At 65.0% G+C, this 17,322-nt stretch carries 14 protein-coding genes; 10 read left to right on the top strand and 4 right to left on the bottom strand.

Going from position 1 to position 17,322, the window contains the following annotated elements; genetic code table 11:
- Nucleotides 1–4: 4 nt before the first annotated feature.
- Nucleotides 5–802: an enoyl-CoA hydratase/isomerase family protein gene (locus RIL96_RS01590; RefSeq protein ID WP_310547436.1), complete on the top strand. Its 798-nt coding sequence runs from the start codon at nucleotides 5–7 to the stop codon at nucleotides 800–802.
- The gene (locus RIL96_RS01585; protein WP_310547240.1) at nucleotides 799–1,653 is read left to right on the top strand and encodes a 3-hydroxyacyl-CoA dehydrogenase family protein; all 855 of its coding nucleotides are present in this window, start codon (nucleotides 799–801) and stop codon (nucleotides 1,651–1,653) included. The genes RIL96_RS01590 and RIL96_RS01585 overlap by 4 nt, the downstream gene beginning before the upstream one ends.
- Before the next feature lie 100 nt (nucleotides 1,654–1,753).
- On the opposite strand, the gene RIL96_RS01580 is transcribed toward RIL96_RS01585, so the two are convergent.
- The 3 genes from RIL96_RS01580 to pdhA are packed head-to-tail and all read right to left on the bottom strand — an operon-like array spanning nucleotide 1,754 to nucleotide 5,409.
- The gene (locus tag RIL96_RS01580) at nucleotides 1,754–3,157 is read right to left on the bottom strand and encodes a dihydrolipoamide acetyltransferase family protein (protein WP_310547239.1); all 1,404 of its coding nucleotides are present in this window, start codon (nucleotides 3,155–3,157) and stop codon (nucleotides 1,754–1,756) included.
- A gap of 1 nt (nucleotide 3,158) precedes the next feature.
- Nucleotides 3,159–4,232, bottom strand: a complete 1,074-nt coding sequence (locus RIL96_RS01575; RefSeq protein ID WP_374761816.1) for an alpha-ketoacid dehydrogenase subunit beta — start codon at nucleotides 4,230–4,232, stop codon at nucleotides 3,159–3,161.
- Nucleotides 4,204–5,409, bottom strand: a complete 1,206-nt coding sequence (gene pdhA, locus RIL96_RS01570; protein WP_374761815.1) for a pyruvate dehydrogenase (acetyl-transferring) E1 component subunit alpha — start codon at nucleotides 5,407–5,409, stop codon at nucleotides 4,204–4,206. The genes RIL96_RS01575 and pdhA overlap by 29 nt, the downstream gene beginning before the upstream one ends.
- A 186-nt stretch (nucleotides 5,410–5,595) precedes the next feature.
- Between pdhA and RIL96_RS01565 the strand changes: the two genes are divergently transcribed.
- Together RIL96_RS01565 and RIL96_RS01560 are read left to right on the top strand one after the other, a co-directional pair.
- Entirely contained in the window at nucleotides 5,596–6,090 is a 495-nt protein-coding gene (locus tag RIL96_RS01565; protein WP_310547237.1) for an Lrp/AsnC family transcriptional regulator, read from the top strand.
- Nucleotides 6,091–6,140: 50 nt separating this feature from the next.
- Nucleotides 6,141–6,617, top strand: a complete 477-nt coding sequence (locus tag RIL96_RS01560; protein ID WP_310547236.1) for a GNAT family N-acetyltransferase — start codon at nucleotides 6,141–6,143, stop codon at nucleotides 6,615–6,617.
- A gap of 289 nt (nucleotides 6,618–6,906) precedes the next feature.
- Here RIL96_RS01560 and RIL96_RS01555 read toward each other — a convergent pair whose 3' ends face one another.
- On the bottom strand, nucleotides 6,907–7,509 hold the full coding sequence (locus RIL96_RS01555; RefSeq protein ID WP_310547235.1) for a TetR/AcrR family transcriptional regulator: 603 nt from the start codon (nucleotides 7,507–7,509) through the stop codon (nucleotides 6,907–6,909).
- A gap of 131 nt (nucleotides 7,510–7,640) precedes the next feature.
- Between RIL96_RS01555 and RIL96_RS01550 the strand changes: the two genes are divergently transcribed.
- The 6 genes from RIL96_RS01550 to RIL96_RS01525 all read left to right on the top strand — a co-directional run bounded on the left by RIL96_RS01550 (nucleotide 7,641) and on the right by RIL96_RS01525 (nucleotide 17,322).
- Entirely contained in the window at nucleotides 7,641–8,744 is a 1,104-nt protein-coding gene (locus tag RIL96_RS01550) for a hypothetical protein (protein WP_310547234.1), read from the top strand.
- A 12-nt stretch (nucleotides 8,745–8,756) separates the two neighbouring features.
- Entirely contained in the window at nucleotides 8,757–9,965 is a 1,209-nt protein-coding gene (locus RIL96_RS01545) for an FAD-dependent oxidoreductase (protein WP_310547233.1), read from the top strand.
- A 705-nt stretch (nucleotides 9,966–10,670) separates the two neighbouring features.
- The gene (locus RIL96_RS01540) at nucleotides 10,671–13,490 is read left to right on the top strand and encodes a DEAD/DEAH box helicase (protein WP_310547232.1); all 2,820 of its coding nucleotides are present in this window, start codon (nucleotides 10,671–10,673) and stop codon (nucleotides 13,488–13,490) included.
- Between the two features lie 169 nt (nucleotides 13,491–13,659).
- On the top strand, nucleotides 13,660–15,765 hold the full coding sequence (paaZ, locus tag RIL96_RS01535) for a phenylacetic acid degradation bifunctional protein PaaZ (protein WP_310547231.1): 2,106 nt from the start codon (nucleotides 13,660–13,662) through the stop codon (nucleotides 15,763–15,765).
- 40 nt (nucleotides 15,766–15,805) lie between these two features.
- Nucleotides 15,806–16,606 (top strand): SDR family oxidoreductase, encoded by an 801-nt coding sequence (locus RIL96_RS01530; RefSeq protein WP_310547230.1) that lies wholly within the window; start codon nucleotides 15,806–15,808, stop codon nucleotides 16,604–16,606.
- Nucleotides 16,603–17,322, top strand: a complete 720-nt coding sequence (locus RIL96_RS01525; RefSeq protein ID WP_310547434.1) for a class I SAM-dependent methyltransferase — start codon at nucleotides 16,603–16,605, stop codon at nucleotides 17,320–17,322. Before RIL96_RS01530 ends, RIL96_RS01525 begins: the two co-directional genes overlap by 4 nt.

Raw genomic sequence — 17,322 nt, 5'->3', positions numbered from 1 at the left:
CGTGATGACCGGGCTGGACCCGGCCGAGTTCACCACTCTGCGGCTGCGCGAGTCCGGGGACCGCATGCACGCCGTGCTGGACCGTCCCGAGGTCCGCAACGCCATCGACGCGGCGATGATCGCCGAGCTGCACACGCTGTGCGCCGCGCTGGAGACCACACCGAAGATCCTCATCCTCTCCGGCACCGAAGTGCCCGGACGCGACGGCACGACGAAGGGACTCTTCGCCTCTGGGGCCGACATCGGACAGCTGAAGGAGCGCCGCCGTGACGATGCGCTGCGCGGCATCAATTCCACCCTCTTCGACCGCCTGGCCCAGCTGCCGATGCCGGTGATCGCCGCCCTCGACGGCTTCGCCCTCGGCGGTGGCGCTGAGCTGGCGTGGGCGGCAGACTTCCGGCTCGGATCTGACACGCTGAAGCTCGGGCAGCCGGAGACCGGCCTGGGAATCATCCCCGCCGCCGGTGCTCTGTGGCGGTTGCGGGAGCTCGCCGGTGAGGCGATCGCCAAGGAGATGCTCTTCGCCGGGCGCATCCTCGACGCCGAGGAGGCGCTCGCTCATGGACTGATCAGCTCAGTGCACCCCTCTGAGGAACTGCCGGCTGCGGCCGAGGCGCTGGCCGACCGGATCGCGAGGCAGGACCCGCTGGCGGTGCGCATCACCAAGCAGGTGTTCGCGATGCCGCGGGACGCCCACCCGCACGTCGACAACCTCGCCCAGGCGATCCTCTTCGAATCCGAGGAGAAATTTGCCCGCATGCAGGCCTTCCTGGATCGGAAGAAGAAAGGGACCACCTCATGAGCACCGCGATCCCCACCCGTGTCGGAGTCCTCGGCGGAGGCCGGATGGGCGCCGGCATCGCCCATGCGTTCCTCATCTCGGGGGCGAGCGTGACCGTGGTCGAACGCGATCCGCAGACGGCCCAGGCTGCCCGTGAGCGCATCGAGTCGGATCTGGCGAAGTCCTTGGAACGGGGCAAGATCGACGGGAACCTCGACGTCTGGGCCCAGCACCTGTCGGTGAGCCTGGACTACGCCGACTTCGGCGCCTGCGAGCTCGTCATCGAAGCCGTGCCCGAGGACAGGGACCTCAAGGCTGCCGCTCTGAGTGAGGTGGAATCCCATGTGGGGGCTGGGGCGTGGCTGGCCTCGAACACGTCCTCTCTGTCCATCACGGATTTGGCAGCATCCCTGCGCCGGCCGGAACGGTTCTGCGGTCTGCACTTCTTCAATCCGGTGCCGGCGTCGAAGCTGGTGGAGGTCGTCCTCGGTGGGGCCACGGGTGAGGAGCTGGCGAAGCTGTCCCGCGGCTGGGTCGAGGGGCTGAACAAGACCGCCGTCGTCGTCCACGACGCCCCTGGCTTCGCCTCCTCCCGGCTCGGTGTGGCGATCGGACTCGAGGCCATCCGCATGGTGGAGGAGGGTGTGGCCTCGGCTGAGGACATCGACAACGCCATGGTGCTGGGCTACCGGTACCCGATGGGTCCGCTCGCGCTGACTGACGTGGTGGGGCTGGACGTGCGCCTGGGGATCGCTGAGCATTTGCGCCGCGAGCTGGGGGAGCGGTTCGCCCCACCGCAGCTGCTGCGCGATAAGGTCGCCCGCGGCGAGCTGGGGCGCAAGTCCGGCAAGGGTTTCTTCGATTACTCCTGATTCCCTCCACACACATCGAGTCCCCTGCTTCAGCAGCATGTCGGGCCGGAAACGGCCACAACAGCACCTGAAACAGGGGACTCGATGGTCAGGGGGTGGGTCACATATCGGCCAGGGCTCCGGCGGGATGCTGCAGGCAGGTGGCCACGAAGTTCAGGAACCCGCCGGCGGTGCCGCCGTCGCACACCCGGTGATCGAAGGCCAGGGTCAGCGTGGTGATCTGACGGACCGTCAGCTCGCCGTCCACCGCCCACGGCCGCTCCAGGATCCGGCCCATGCCCAGAATCGCCACCTCCGGGTGATTGATGATCGGGGTCGCCCCGTCCGAGCCGAAGACTCCGTAGTTGTTCACGGTGAACGTCCCGCCGGTGAGCTCCTTGCCCGAGAGCGTGCCGTCACGTGCCTGGCCGACGATCCGGCCGATCTCAGTGTGCAGTCCGCGCGCGGAGAGGCGCTCGGCGTGACGGATCACCGGGACGACGAGGCCCTTCTCGGTCTGGGCGGCGAAGCCCAAGTTCACCCCGTCGAAGCGGACGATCTCCTGCTCACCGGACTTGTCGGTGTCGATCCGTGTGGCCAACTCCGGGTACTTCGCCAGCCCGGCGAGTACGAAGCGGCCGACGAAGGCGAGGATCGACGGCGCGCCCTCCGCAGAGGTCGCCTTGAGCTTCGCGCGCAGCTGCATGAGCTCGGTGACGTCGACGTCCTGCCAGACTGTCGCCTCCGGGATCTCCCGGCGGGACTGGCTGAGCTTGGTCGCCACTGCACGGCGCATGCCGGTCACCGGGGTCCGCTCGACGATCTCCAGGCCGCCCGGTGCCGGGGCCCCGGCACCGGACTGCGGAGCCGGGGCCGACTCGGAGGAGTCGCGTGCCGCGGGAGCCTCTGCGGGATCTCCGGCGTCGGCGGCGGCGAGCACATCGGCACGTACGATCAGACCGTCCGGCCCTGAGCCCCTCAGCGAGGACAGCGCGAGGCCGTGCTGTCGGGCGAGCTTACGCACCAGCGGGGAGGAGACGCGGAGCGCCTTCTCGGGCACCGCAGCGGCAGGCTCGGACGCCGGTTCCGATACCGCGGACCCCTTGCCGTCGCCTTTGCGACGGCGACGCCGACCTCCCGCTGAGGACGAGGTGCCGTAGCCGATGAGCACATTGCCCGAGCCTTCGTCGTCAGTGTCCCCGGCCTCATCGGCGGCGGCCGGATCTGTTCCGGCACGCTCTTCCTCGCGGTAGGGCTGCGCGCCCGCGCCGTCGGGCACGTCAGCGCCGTCACCGGTGTCAACGGTGATCAGCGGCTCGTCGACGATGAGCGTGTCACCCACTGCGCCGTGCAGAGTCTTCACCACCCCGGCGTACGGGGAGGGCACCTCGACGGCGGACTTGGCGGTCTCGACCTCGGCGATGGGCTGGTCGATGACGATCTCCTCGCCCTCGGACACCAGCCAGCTCAGCAGTGTGGCCTCGGTGAGTCCTTCGCCCAGATCGGGCAGATCGAAGGTGGTCATCTCAGTCCTCCCACTGGAGCTCGTCGAGGGCGTCGAGGATGCGGTCCACATTCGGCAGGTGAGGCTCCTCGAGTTTGGGGGCGGGGTAGGGGATGTCGAATCCGGTCACGCGCAGCACCGGGGAGGCCAGGGAATGGAAGCACTGCTCCTGGATCCGGGCGACGATCTCACTGGCCACGGAGACGAATCCCTGGGCCTCGGCGACGACGACAGCGCGTCCGGTCTTCTCCACAGTGGCCCGCAGGGCGTCGTCATCGAAGGGCACGATGCTGCGCAGGTCCAGGACTTCGGCGGAGATGCCGTCCTCCTCTGCGGCGTCGGCGGCCTTCAGCGCCGCGGAGACCGAGGGGCCGTAGCTGATCAGTGAGACGTCGGTGCCTTCACGGACAACCGCGGCTCGGCCCTGAGCACCCACGGTGCGCGGTTCGCCGTCGTATTGGGCGTGGTCGTACTGGGCGCGCAGGTCCTCGAGGCTGACCTCGTCCTTGGACCAGTAGAGCTTCTTCGGCTCGAAGAACACGACCGGGTCCGGGGAGTCGATGGCCTCGCGCAGCATCAGGTAGGCGTCCGAGACGGTTGCCGGGGTGAAGACCTTCAGCCCGGCGGTGTGGGCGTAGTAGGCCTCGGAGGAGTCGCAGTGGTGCTCGACGCCGCCGACGCCCCCGCCGTAGGGGATCCGGATGACCAGCGGCAGCCGCACGTTTCCGCGGGTGCGGTTGGCGTATTTGGCGATGTGGCTGAAGATCTGCTCCAGCGCCGGGTAGGCGAAGGCGTCGAACTGCATCTCGATCACCGGCCGCATCCCGTTGAGCGCCATGCCCACGGCCATGCCGGCGATCCCGGACTCGGCCAACGGGGTGTCGAAGCAGCGGGAGGTGCCGAAGCGTGCGGTCAGCCCGTCGGTGATGCGGAAGACGCCGCCGAGGGTGCCGACGTCCTCACCGAAGACGCAGACCCCGTCCTCGGCCTCCATGGAGTCAGCAAGGGCTGTGTTCAGTGCAGCGGCGAAGGTGGTCTTCGCAGGAGCCTGGGTGGTTGCGGTCATGTCAGCGCTCCTCGTTGCGAGCCAGCTCATCGGCCAGCTGCTCGCGCTGGGCGCGCAGCTGGGCGGTAGGCTCGGAGTAGACGTGGTCGAAGATCTCGAGCGGATCCATCGACGGCTCAGTGGTCATGGTGGTGCGCAGAGCGGCGGCGACCTCCTCGGCGCGTTGGCTGATACGGGTCTCATCCTCAGCTTTCAGCGTCCCCTTGGCGGAGAGGAACCGCTGCATCCGCAGCAGGGGATCCTTCTCCTTCCACTGCTCCACCTCATCGGAGTCCCGGTAGCGGGAGTCGTCGTCGGCGTTGGTGTGGGCCTGCATGCGGTAGGTCATCGCTTCGACCAGCAGCGGCATCGAGTGTTCGCGGGCGAGGTGGACCGCGCGCCGCAGGGCGGCCAGCACGGCGACGAGGTCGTTGCCGTCGACCCGCTCACCGGCCAGGCCGTAGCCGATGGCTTTGTGGGCCAGGGTCGGTGCGGCGGACTGGCTGGACAGCGGCACGGAGATGGCGAAGCCGTTGTTCTGGATGAGGAAGACGACGGGAACCTCGAAGACGGCGGCGAAGTTCAGTGCTTCGTGGAAGTCACCCTCACTGGTGGCGCCGTCGCCGCACATGGCGATGACCACGGTGTCCTCGCCGCGCAGCTTGGCCGCGTGGGCGACGCCGACGGCGTGGAGCAGCTGGGTGGTCAGCGGGGTGGACTGCGGGGCGACGTGATGGGCGTGCGGGTCGTAACCGCAGTGCCAGTCGCCGCGGAAGGAGACCATGACGTCCTCTGGGGCGACGCCGCGGGAGATCACCGCGACAGTGTCCCGGTAGGTGGGGAACATCCAGTCGCCGTCTTCCAGGGCCAGGGCCGCGCCGACCTGGCAGGCTTCCTGCCCGTGGGAGGAGGGGTAGACGGCGAGGCGGCCCTGGCGGACCAGTGCATAGTTCTGGTCGTTGATGCGGCGTCCGATCACCAGTGCTTCGTAGGCGCACAGGAGGATGTCGTCGTCTGGGATCGGGTATTCGTGGCCGGGACTGGTGCCCTGTTCGCTTTCGGGGACGAGCTCGCCGCTGGGGGCGAGCAGGCGGATCTGTTCCCCGGCGGGGAGCATGTACTGTTCGGGGCTGATGCCGAACTTGCGGCTGGCCTCCATGATCTGCGCGGCGGGATCGGAGGAGGGGCCATCGAAGGAGTCCTGCAGAGGGGTGCTCTGTGCAGACATGGGTCACCTTCTTCTGCGTCGGATGCGGTGGAGGGCTTCTCCTTCAGAGTGTGACCGGGTTCATAGTGAAGCCGCCAGATCTGCGGTGGTGGTTCAGGACATTCCGGACGGTCTGTGGATTGAGCAGGGTGTGGAGTGGACGGTATCTCCTCTGAGGGGAGATTCAGAGTGGTATCGTCTGGTGCTATGCAGGTCTCACCGGACGGTCCGAAAGCTTCTTCGGTGGTGCTCGACGCTGCTGATCACCGCATCTTGGAGGCTCTGAGCCGCGATGCCCGGCAGTCGGTGACGGCGTTGGCGCAGTCCCTCCACCTCTCCCGTGCCGCCACCTATGAGCGCATCTCACGACTGCGTGCCGCCGGTGTGCTGCAGGGCTTCACTGCGGTGATCGATAGGCGGCGAGCGGGGCAGGCGACGGCGGCCTATGTGTTCCTCACGCTGAAGCAGGATGACTGGGAGGTACTGCGCAGCGGGTTGGCCGATGAGCCGGCTGTTCAACATCTGGCCCTGGTCGGAGGGCAGTATGACGCGGTGCTGCTGGTGCGCACGTCCTCAGTGGAGGAACTGCGCCGGGTGATCTTCGAGCGGATCCAGTCTCTGGGCTGCGTGGAGTCCACGCAGACGGCACTGATCTTCGACGACCACGCCGAGCACCGCTACGCGGTTCCGGGGAAGCCCTGAAGGGCTCAGCGCTTGAGCGAGACTCCCCGGCGTGGAACTAGAATTTGATTATGGTCTTACGAGCCGCGCAATCAACTGATGCCGTGCAGATGGCAGACGTGCAGAACGCCATCTACCGCGCCGGACTCCGTCCAAGCCCCGTCGATGCTGAGCTAGTGAGAGAGCGATACCTCGACTCCGCCCACCGGATCGCCTGCACAGTCGTCGAGCAGAACGGACGAATCGTCGGCTTCCAATCCCTGATTCGAGCGTGGCCGGGCAACCCCTATGGAGTGACGGAGGGCTGGGGGGTCATCGGCACCCATATCCGTCCTGATGCGGGACGACGTGGTCTGGGGCGTCGCCTGTTCAGCGTGAGTCTGACAGCGGCACAGTACGCGGGCCTCAGGCACATCGATGCGACCATCGGAGCGGACAACGCCCCTGCGTTGGCATATTACTCTGCGATGGGATTTGCTCCTTACCGAGAAGGGTCCGACTCCATCCCGCATCGCCTCGAGGTACCGCCGAGCACCGGAGTCTCCTGAGCGTCATTGGTGCCGTGCTGTGGCGGGCGCAGGCTGATCCGTATGGACGACAACCGCTTCGCGATGGGCATCTGCTTCAGGATGATGGGCCGCGGTTCGAAGGATGAGTCCTGATTCTGGCAGGACTGAGTCAGTGTGCGCTCACGCGAGGCTGATCAGCGGAAGTGCGACGGCGAGGATACCCAAGCCGGTCACCTGTGCAAGGACGAGTCTCTCGCGCAATACCAGCATTGCGAGCAGCACGGGCAGCGCGGGTCATCGGGTGAGGGTTGCTGAGTCGATCGGGGAATCAGCGGGTGAGGACTGTGAACAGGTCGCCGGTGTCATTGACGAAGTCGCAAGTGTTATGGCTGTCGATGAGGGGGGTCTGGAGGATGTGCGCGTAGATCAGGCTGATCATCAGCCGTGCCCGGCGGGGTGCCTGGGCGCGGGCCTGTCGGGGGTCAAGTCCGCCGCCGGTGGAAAGCCAGAGCACTACGTACTCGCGGAAGAACTCGAACGCTTCAGCATAGACTTCGTTCGCAGCGTTGTGAACGACGGGATTGGTGACGGCCTCCGCCCAGACTTGCACGATGAAGCCGGTCGGCACGTTCGTTTGCGCGATCCGTTCGGTGATCAAGGTGATGAGGAGCTCGGGTCTGGGGAGTGGGTCTGAGTTCAAGATCTCTTCGAGCCGACTGAACACGCTGCTGACGGTGGTGCGGGCTACGTGGGCGATGATCTCGTCCTTGCTCGAGAAGTGGGTGTAGATCGCCCCGGATGACAGCCCTGAGGCGTCGATGATATTGGCCATCGAGGTCGAGTGAATGCCACGAGCGGCGAACTGCTCCACAGCAGCCTGGGAGATTTGATCGCGTCGCGCCTGCCGCTGTGCCTCGCTGATCTTCGGCACCTACACCCTCCCTGCTGATAGAGAACGAACCTTCCGGATCGTATCAAGTCCGCACTCCCTGGCTTGACGACTGTATCAACGGTGTCGCTAATATAAAAAGGGATTATTCGGTTTTATTGGAGGTGCAGGGCATGAGCGCTAACGAGTCCACGACTGGGGAAGGGAGCCATGGGGGTCGGGTGTGGGGCATAGTCTCGGTGGCGGCAGTGGCTTTGACGTTGCTGGCGCTGGCGTTCGTGTGGCCATCAGCCGAAGGTGAGGCTGATGGCATCTCGGTGGCGGTGACCGGACAGCCGGAGGCCGTCGAGGGATTCGTCGAGGCTGCGGAGGGCGGACTGGACGAGGTGGTGGACATCGTCGCAGTCGATGATCGCGCTGCGGCGGTGGCCGGGATCGAACAGCGGGACTTCATCGGTGCACTCGTGCTCGGAGAAGAGCCGGAGGTGTTGACTGCGTCCGCGAATGGGCAGGTGCCAGCGGCGTTCATGACCGAGATGGCCTCGCAAGTGCAGATCAACGCTAGCGAACAGATGTACGCGGGCGTGACCGGGCAGATGCAGGAAGCTCTCGCCAGCGGTGAGGGCGACCCTGCCACAATGCTCAACCAGCTCCCCGAGAGCCTGCCTGCAGTGCAGGTCACCGACGTCGTGCCGTACTCGGAGGGAGACCCGAACGGAGTCGGACTCACCACCGCCGGCATCCCACTGACCGTGGGCACGCTGCTGGCGAGCATCCTGATCGCGTTCACTGTCGCCGGGCGTTGGCAGCGGATCAGCGCCGTCCTCGGCTTGGGGGTCGGCGGCGGACTCATTCTCACGCTGGTGCTGGGCACCTGGCTCCAGGTCTACCCCGGAACGTTCGGACTGGTCTGGGCCGCACTGTCGCTGTCGCTCACCGCAACGAGCGCCCTGTTCGTCGGACTGCACGGCCTGCTCGGGCGGACGGGACTCGGGATCGCAGCGGCCGTGACGCTGTTCGCGGCGATGCCGTGGGCCGCGTTCGCCGTGCCCTACCAGTTCCTCCCCGCCGGACTCGGGCACATCGGCCAGTTGCTCATCCCCGGCGCGACAACCACGCTCACACGCACCGTCAGCTACTTCCCCGACGCCACCGCCAACACGTCCTGGTGGGCGCTGGCGATCTGGGCAGCCGCCGGACTAATCCTGGCGCTTCTTGCCCGCCAAAAGCACCCCAGCGAAACGGCCGCGTCACCGGCCACGACCGTACGTCATTGACAAGGAGCATGTATGGATTCGAGCAAGAGTGAAGAGACCGTCGATTGCGTCGTCGTAGGCGGCGGCCCTGCAGGAATGATGACGGGTCTGTTGCTGGCCCGGCAAGGAGTACGCGTACGGGTATTGGAGAAGCATCCCGATTTCCTCCGAGACTTCCGGGGTGACACGATCCATCCCTCCACGATGAAAGTCATGGACGAACTCGACATCATCGACCGATTCCTCAGCATCCCGCACCGCCGCATGAAGACCGTGGCTGTGTCCGCCCCGGATGGTGAGTCTGTTTTCGCGGACTTCTCCCTCTTGCCAGAGCCTTACAACTATGTGGTGTTCATGCCCCAGTGGGATTTCCTTGACTTCCTCGCCGAAGAAGCCCATGCGTACCCATCGTTCGAGTTGATCCGCGAAGCCCAAGTGACCGAACTGCTCATCAAGGGCAATCTGGCATACGGCGTTCGTTACGCCACCCCACAGGGCGAACAGACGTTGACTGCCCGGCTTGTCATCGGGGCGGACGGTCGCCACTCCACGGTGCGCACACGCGCATGGCTTGCCCCCACTGAGAGTGATGCTCCCATGGATGTGCTCTGGTTCCGGATCAGCAGGGAAGACGATGACGAGGTACCCTTCGTCAGCGTCGGATCCGGATTCACTATCGTAGCCGTAGACAGGGGATCATATTGGCAAGTCGCTTATTGCATCCCCAAGGGCGAATACGACCACCTGCGGGCTTATCCCACTAGTGTGGTCTCCGACCGGATGCATCAGATTCTCCCCAGTCTCGCGGAGCGCTTCACCCAGGAGATTGACTCCTGGGATGACCTGAAGCTCCTCAGCGTCTCGGTCAACCACTTGGCGCGTTGGCACCGCCCCGGCTTGCTTTGTATCGGCGATGCCGCACATGCCATGTCGCCCGCTGGCGGCGTCGGCATCAACCTGGCGGTTCAGGATGCAGTGGCAGCATCTCGCATGCTTGGGCCAGGCCTCGCAGCAGGAAAAACTCCGACGGAAGCGTTGCTGAGGCAAGTGCAGAAACGGCGAGAGCGACCAGCGAGGATCATCCAGGCCGGACAGGTGAAGATCCTTGCCGGCCTGTATCCGAAACACCTCGACGATACGTATACGACGCCCACGGTAGCGAAGATCGTCCGCCAGTCGCGTTGTTTACAGAAGACCGCCGCTCGTGTCATTGGTCTCGGTCTTCGCCCCGAGCACGTATAGGGCCTTGAGCTACCACTCCGACAATCAACGAGGGATGGCCTTGTGCAGGGAATCCTCCCCATTGCGATGACCACACTCGCACGCACCGTCCGATGCTTCCGGGACACCAGCACCACCGCATCGGGATGGTCTCTGGCGATCGGGACTGGTACCGGATTTGCCCTGGCGCTAATAACTCGTAAGAAGCGCTCCAGCGAAGAAATCACATCCCCACGATAAACCGAACATCCGGCACGGTATCGTCGCACTTCGTTTGTCTTCAATACGTGACCGTCAGACGGGTGCGGATATGCCGAGAAGTAGATCTCTTATGTGCAAGGTGCTCGACGTGGCCAGAGTCCTTGGACGCAGTTGACCGATTTGGGCTCGTTTGTGGTGGAACTGCAATACCTCTCCGAACGCTGGGAGGGGTGCGAATGTGAGCCTGTGCTCACCGGACGATGCTGTGTGAACTACATGACCGGTTGCAGCTGCATTGACCAGCCGAAGGCGAAGATCCGGGCTCTGCGGAGTGGACTCGCTAGGGCCACTACGTCACACGGAGCTGGGTCGTCTGACGCTAATTCTCCTTCAGTCTCACCCATGACTCTTATGGAAAGGCGGATCTGAAGGCTAGCGTGGAATCACCCTGAGCGGCACGTGCTGTGGAAGAACGCTTGCCTTTGACTATCCAGGGGGATTCGTCGAGATCGGGAGGATGCGGCCATGATCGATCCGCGGAATGTGCTCGTACTCATCAGAGGCAACCCGCATTCACCCTGGCGTGATGAGACCCGTAGCATCGAGTCCTTCGAAGACGGACCGTCGCGGATCGCTATCACCTTCGCAACCAAGTACCAGGCGAAGCCATCTAAGACCTACTACTTTGGGCGCTCACGCGTCGCCGTCTGTACGCCGGGAAGAGCGGTGCCGATTCCTCCGCAGCATCTGCTGTATGTAGGGGGTGCACCCCGTCAGGAAGCCGGGCTGGAAGTTGTCCAGTTCAACGGCCCTGAGGGGGCATTGTGCAAGGTCTTCTGGACTGACAGGGCGGGTGTCGAAAGATCTGATCTGTGCGGGGCGGAGGAGGTTGAGATCGTTCCCGACGCGACGGCTTGCTCTCCGCGATCAGCGGCAGTGCTGCAGTACTTTCGCGAGATCGTTGAAGCGAAAGATGCTGACGAGGATCCGATCGTCAGTGCCTACCGGACACTCGACTTCGTGCATCCTGAGAGCGCACTCGCCCGGTATATGGCGGCCTCGCCGTTAGAACCGCACGAGGCACCTGCGGTGCGAGTCGTTCCCTTCCGTAGCAACCTCAGTCAGCAGAAGGCCATCGACCAGGCACTGACGTACAGCACCTCGATCATCGAAGGGCCGCCGGGAACGGGCAAGACTGAGACCATCCTGAATCTGATCGCCAATATCGTAGTCGGTGACCTCGGTAGTGTCGCTGTGGTCTCGCTGAGCAATACTGCGGTCGACAACGTCAGGGAGAAGCTCCACGAGTACGGGTTCGGTCACATCGTTGCTCAGCTTGGCAATAAGAATAAGCGGGAAGCGTTCTTCGCCGAGCAGGCAGCGCACCACGAAGCAGCGGCTGAGTTTGTGCAGCAGGCTCCCGCCGCGCCGGCACCCGCATACATTGCTGAATTGGGCAGGCGTGTGCAGAGGCTGCAAGCTGCGGAGCGTGAGCGCGCGGAGACCCGTGCCCTCCTCGCGGAATATGAACTGGAACAGGAGCATTTCGAGCGACATCGCGACCATGAGGCGTCGATCGACGTGGACCGTCTGCCGTCACTGCGCCGCCCCACCTCCCGCATCCTCGAGTTCCTGGCGGAAACAGCGATTGAAAGTGAGCTCGATCGTAGACCTGGACTGCTGACCAAGATCCGCAAGCTCTTCAAGTACGGCCGCATGCCAGATATCGATCCCGACGATGTCGAGGTCGTGCTCGCGTTCCAGTCCTCCTACTATCAGCGGCGCATCGCAGAGCTGCGGCTGAGGGTCGCCGAACTCGACCAAGAGCTCGCCGGTACCCATTTCGATGATCTGGTGGAGGAGCGGCAGCAGCGATCGCTTGAAGCATTCGCCGCCTCGGTGGCGTCGAGGATCGCAGGAGACAATCGACCTGTTTACACCCCAGATACCTTGGCGAACCCGAAGTCGTTCCGCGCCTTCGTCAGGGATTACCCCGTTGTGCTGAGCACCTGCCATTCAATTCGCAGGAACATCCCCGCAGGTTATCTCTTTGACTACCTGATCATCGACGAGGCCTCACAGGTTGATCTGCTCAACGCGAGCCTGGCCATGTCGGTGTGCCGCAACCTCGTCATTGTGGGTGACCGCAACCAGCTTGCGCAGATCAGCAAGGTGCCCGAAGGCACCGGGCCTGCACCGGCGCCAGAGTATGACTATGGTGAGCAGAGCCTTCTCTCCTCGGTTCGGCTGCTCTACGGCGATGATGCGCCGAGCACGTTGCTGCGCGAGCACTACCGGTGCCATCCGACGATCATCGGCTTTTGCAACCGGGCTTTCTATGATGGCGAGCTGATTCCCTACACAAGCGCTGACGGGCGGGTGGCGCCGGCCATGCGTGTTCAGCCGACGGTCCGCGGCAATCACATGCGGCAACACCGGGGCGGCGGCAAATCGAATCAACGTGAACTCGACGTCGTGCTTCAGGAGGTGTTGCCGGTAGCGCCATCGGGTGTTGGACCGGATGACATCGCGTTCGCTGCTCCCTATCGTCAGCAGATCACCAAGGCGAAGACGCAGCTGAGCGACCAGATCGACACTGTTGACACGGTGCACCGGTTGCAGGGCAGGCAGAAGCCGATGGTGGTGCTGACCACGGTGCTCTCCGAAACATGGCAGGGGGAACGGGGCCTCCGCTTCGTGGATGATCCGAGACTCATCAACGTTGCGGTTTCTCGTGCCATCGATACGTTTGTGCTCGTCACCAACTTCGAGCGATTGCCGAAGAGCCAGTACGTGCGGGACCTCATCGGCTACATCGAGTACCAGTATCCGGATGAGATCATCGAGCCGAGCAATGTTGTCTCGGTGTTCGATCTGCTCTACCGGGATTATGAGGAACGGCTGGCACCGTTGGCTGCCAGGCTCGACAGCACGGCTCAGTACCGTTCGGAGGAGAGCATCAGGGTGTTGCTCGGCGACATTCTCGATAAGCCGCAGTACGGTCATCTTCGCGCGAAATCGCAGATCTTCCTCAAGAATCTCGTACCGCCCGATACGGTGCTCACCGATGAGCAGGCTGCGTTTGTCCGGCGTACCTCCTCGGTGGATTTTGTCGTATATAACGTTGTGACGAAGCTGCCGTTGCTGGTGATCGAAGTGGATGGCTTCGCCTGGCACGAGAACAACCCGGCTCAGCTGCGGCGTGATGCCCTGAAGGACTCGATTTTGGAGCACATCAGGCTGCCTCTGCTACGACTGCGCACTACTGAGAGCGGTGAGGAGGCGCGGATACGGGATGCACTCGCGACGGCTGAATCTGTGTATGCCGGAAAGTTGCGTGACTGAGTGCCGTCGGCATTGGAGCGTCACTCTCAGGTATTTCTGGGGCAGTACAGAGACTGAGCAGTGCAGAGACTGAGCGTTGGTGCACGACAGTAGCCCCTGTGAGGTGGCACACGCTAGGATGGACGCTAAACCGACCGATCGGTCGGTAATCCCGTGCCGAGAGGACACCATGCCCGCGTCCGAGACCCTAGTGCCCACCGAGATCCTCCCCAGCCTCATCCGCGATGCCTGGTGGCGGCCGGAGAACCCCGAGCGAGTCACCGAGGTCCTCGACGCCTCCACCGGTGAACTGGTCACCCGGATCTCCACCGACGGGATCGACGTCGCCGGTGCCGTCGAGCACGCCCGCACCTACGGCCAGCAGAGCCTGGGAGAGATGACCATCCATCAGCGCGCACTGCGCCTGAAGGAGATCGCCCAGCACCTCGACGCCCATAAGGAGGAGCTCTACGAGCTCTCCGATAAGACCGGGGCCACCCGCAAGGACCACCTGATCGACGTCGACGGCGGCATCGGCACCCTCCGCGTGTTCTCCTCCAAAGGCCGCAAGGAGCTGCCCAACGCCAACGTCATCGTCGACGGTGAGGTCGAACAGCTCTCCCGCGACGGTTCCTTCCTCGGCGAGCACATCTACACCCGGCTCACCGGCGTCGCCGTGCAGATCAACGCGTTCAACTTCCCCGTCTGGGGGATGCTCGAGAAGTTCGCCCCGAGCTTCATCGCCGGCGTGCCGAGCCTCGTCAAACCGGCGACCCAGACCGCCTACGTCGCCCAGGCCTGTGTGCGGCTCATGCTCGACTCCGGTCTGCTGCCTGAAGGCTCGCTGCAGCTGATCGCCGGTTCCGCCCGTGACCTGCTCGACCACCTGGACCACCGGGATCACCTCGCCTTCACCGGTTCGGCAACCACCGCCCAACTGCTGCGTTCCCACCCGCAGGTGCAGAACGAGGGCGTTCGCTTCACCGCGGAGACCGATTCGCTCAACGCCGCGATCTTGGGCCCCGACGCCGCTCCCGGCACCGAAGAGTTCGACGCCTTCATCCGCTCTGTCACCCTGGAGATGACCGCCAAAGCCGGCCAGAAGTGCACTGCGGTGCGCCGGACTATCGTGCCCAGCGAGCACGTCGACGCCGTCGTCGCCGCGCTGGGGGAGCGGCTGGAGTCCCGCGCAGTGCTCGGTGATCCCCGGGACGAGGGCACGACTATGGGCGCGTTAGCTTCCAAGGACCAACAGGCCGAGGTGGCCAAGGCAGTGCGCATCCTCGTCGACTCCGGCGGCACCGTGCGCGTTGGTGGAGAGGCAAGCGGCACGGGGTCCGCCGATGCGAAGGCCGGGGCCTTCTACCCGGCCACTGTGCTCTCCTTCGCCGACGCCCGCACCCCCGAGGTCCATTCGGTGGAGGCTTTCGGCCCGGTGACCTCGGTGCTGGGATATGCCGACGTCGACGACGCCGTGGAGCTCGCGGCCCTGGGCGGTGGCTCCTTGGTGGCCACGGTCTGCACCCATGATCCGCAGATCGCTGTCGACTTCGCCCGCGGCATCGGCTCCCACCACGGACGTGTGCTGTTCTTGGACCGCGACGACGCCAAGACCTCCACCGGGCACGGCTCCCCGCTGCCGCACCTGGTCCACGGCGGCCCGGGCCGCGCCGGCGGCGGAGAGGAGCTCGGCGGAGTGCGCGCGGTCAAGCACTACATGCAGCGCACCGCCGTGCAGGGCTCCCCGGACCTGCTCACCGGGGTGACCGGCATCTGGCACCGCGGGGCGCAGGCGAACACCGCCACCCCGGTCACTGTGGCTGAGGGCACCGCCGTCCACCCGTTTCGGAAGTCGCTGGCCGAGCTGCGCATCGGTGACCAGTTCGCCTCCGACCTCCGTCTGGTCACTCTGGAGGACATCCTTGCCTTCGCCGAGTCCACCGGGGACACCTTCTACGCGCACACGGACGAGGAAGCCGCCATGGCCAACCCGTTCTTCCCGAGGCGGGTCGCCCACGGCTACCTGCTGGTCTCCTGGGCTGCCGGGCTCTTCGTAGAGCCCGCACCCGGACCGGTGCTGGCCAACACCGGGCTGGACAACCTCTCCTTCCAGGTGCCGGTGACCTATGACGACTCCATCCGAGTCACGCTGACCGCCAAGCAGATTACTGCGCGGGAGACCGACGACTACGGCGAAGTCCGATGGGACACTGTGCTGCACAACCAGCGTGACGAGGTCGTCGCGACCTACGACGTGCTCACCCGTGTGGCCAAGGCCTGGCCGCCGCAGGGCTGACTTTCCGGTGCGGGATCACGGCTGCGGCTAGGGTCGAGACATGGAACATGACCGACCTGCCCGGGGTGGAGCCCGGCCCGCCGTCGTCGTCACAGGTGTCAGCCGACGTCAGGGCATCGGCTATGCCGTGGCCCGGCGCCTGGCGGCCGCCGGGGCCGATGTGTTCTGCCATCACTACGCGCCGCACGATGCCGAACAGCCCTGGGGCGCGGATCAGGTGGAAACTGTACTGGACGAAATCCGTGAGGCAGCAGCCCCGCATGCTCGGATCATGGGTCTCCATGCGGACCTGGCGGAGACCGGCGAACCTGCTCGGGTGATCTCCGCAGCCTGGGAAGAATGTGGTCGGCTCGATGGGCTGGTGTGCAACCAGGCGCTCTCCGGCTCCGACGGGCCACTGGGTGCCCTCACCGAGGAGGACCTCGATAAGCACTGGCGGGTCGACGCCCGCGCCTCGATCCTCCTCGCCCAAGCATTCGCAGAGCACTGCGTCGACGGCGCCTCAGTGGTGTTCATGACCTCTGGCCAGGGGCAGGGGCCGATGCCCGGAGAGGTGGCCTACGCCGCGGCGAAGGCAGCGATCGCTGGTGTCACTCTGACTCTTGCTGATCAGCTCGCCGACCGCGGGATCCGCGTGAACACGGTCAACCCCGGGCCCGTGGACACTGGCTACCTGGACGAGGGGATGTGGCAGGCAGTGCGTGCCAAGTTCCCCTTCGGGCGTTTCGGCCAGCCTGACGACGCCGCACGGCTGATCGGCTGGCTGCTCAGCGACGAGGCCCGATGGATCACCGGGCAGGTCATCAACTCTGAAGGAGGCTTCGCCCGGTGGCGGACATGACCCTAGGCCACAGTTTCGACGACTTCGTCCCGGCACCGAACCAGGCGGATCATCGTAGCCTCTACGAGGTGGAGAACCGGGCGATCGACCCGCACGGAACTCTCTGGCGTGCCCTGGAGGAAGCGGCTCCATGGCACGGACGCACCCTCTTGGACCTGGGCTGCGGCACAGGTTATTGGCTGCCGCATTACCGTGACGCAGCCGAAGTCATCGGCGTCGAGCCCGACGCTCGGCTGCTCGATTCCGCGCGAGCGCGTTCGGGTGGCGCCCGGGTGCTCTACGGCTCGGCTGAGCGCCTGCCCCTCGACGATGACAGCATCGACGTCGTCCACGCCCGTTTCGCCTACTTCTTCCCGCATGAGAACTTCGACCCGAGCCCCGGGCTGACAGAGGTCGCCCGTGTGCTGCGGCCCGGCGGTCGGCTCGTCGTCATCGACAATGACACTGAGAACGGTGAGTTCGCCGAGCTGCTGCGGGCCAGTGACTGGGCCGAGAACCAGGGACAGACGCCGTACCCCACCCGGTGGTGGGCTGAGCGCGGCGCGAGCACCACCCCGCTGATGAGCGCCTGGAGCTTCGAGGACGCCGCAGACTGTGAGGCGGTGCTGAGAATCGAGTTCCCCTCCGACGTCGTCGATGCCTGGTGGTGGGAGAACGGACCCACCACGGAGCTGAGCTACGGGTATCTGCTCCACCTCTGGGAACCCCCAGTGTGA

The sequence above is a fragment of the Nesterenkonia aerolata genome (genome assembly GCF_031470965.1).
Taxonomy (GTDB): Bacteria; Actinomycetota; Actinomycetes; order Actinomycetales; family Micrococcaceae; genus Nesterenkonia; species Nesterenkonia aerolata.
Note: the sequence above shows the minus strand (reverse complement) of the source record. Positions and strands in the feature narration are given on the sequence as shown.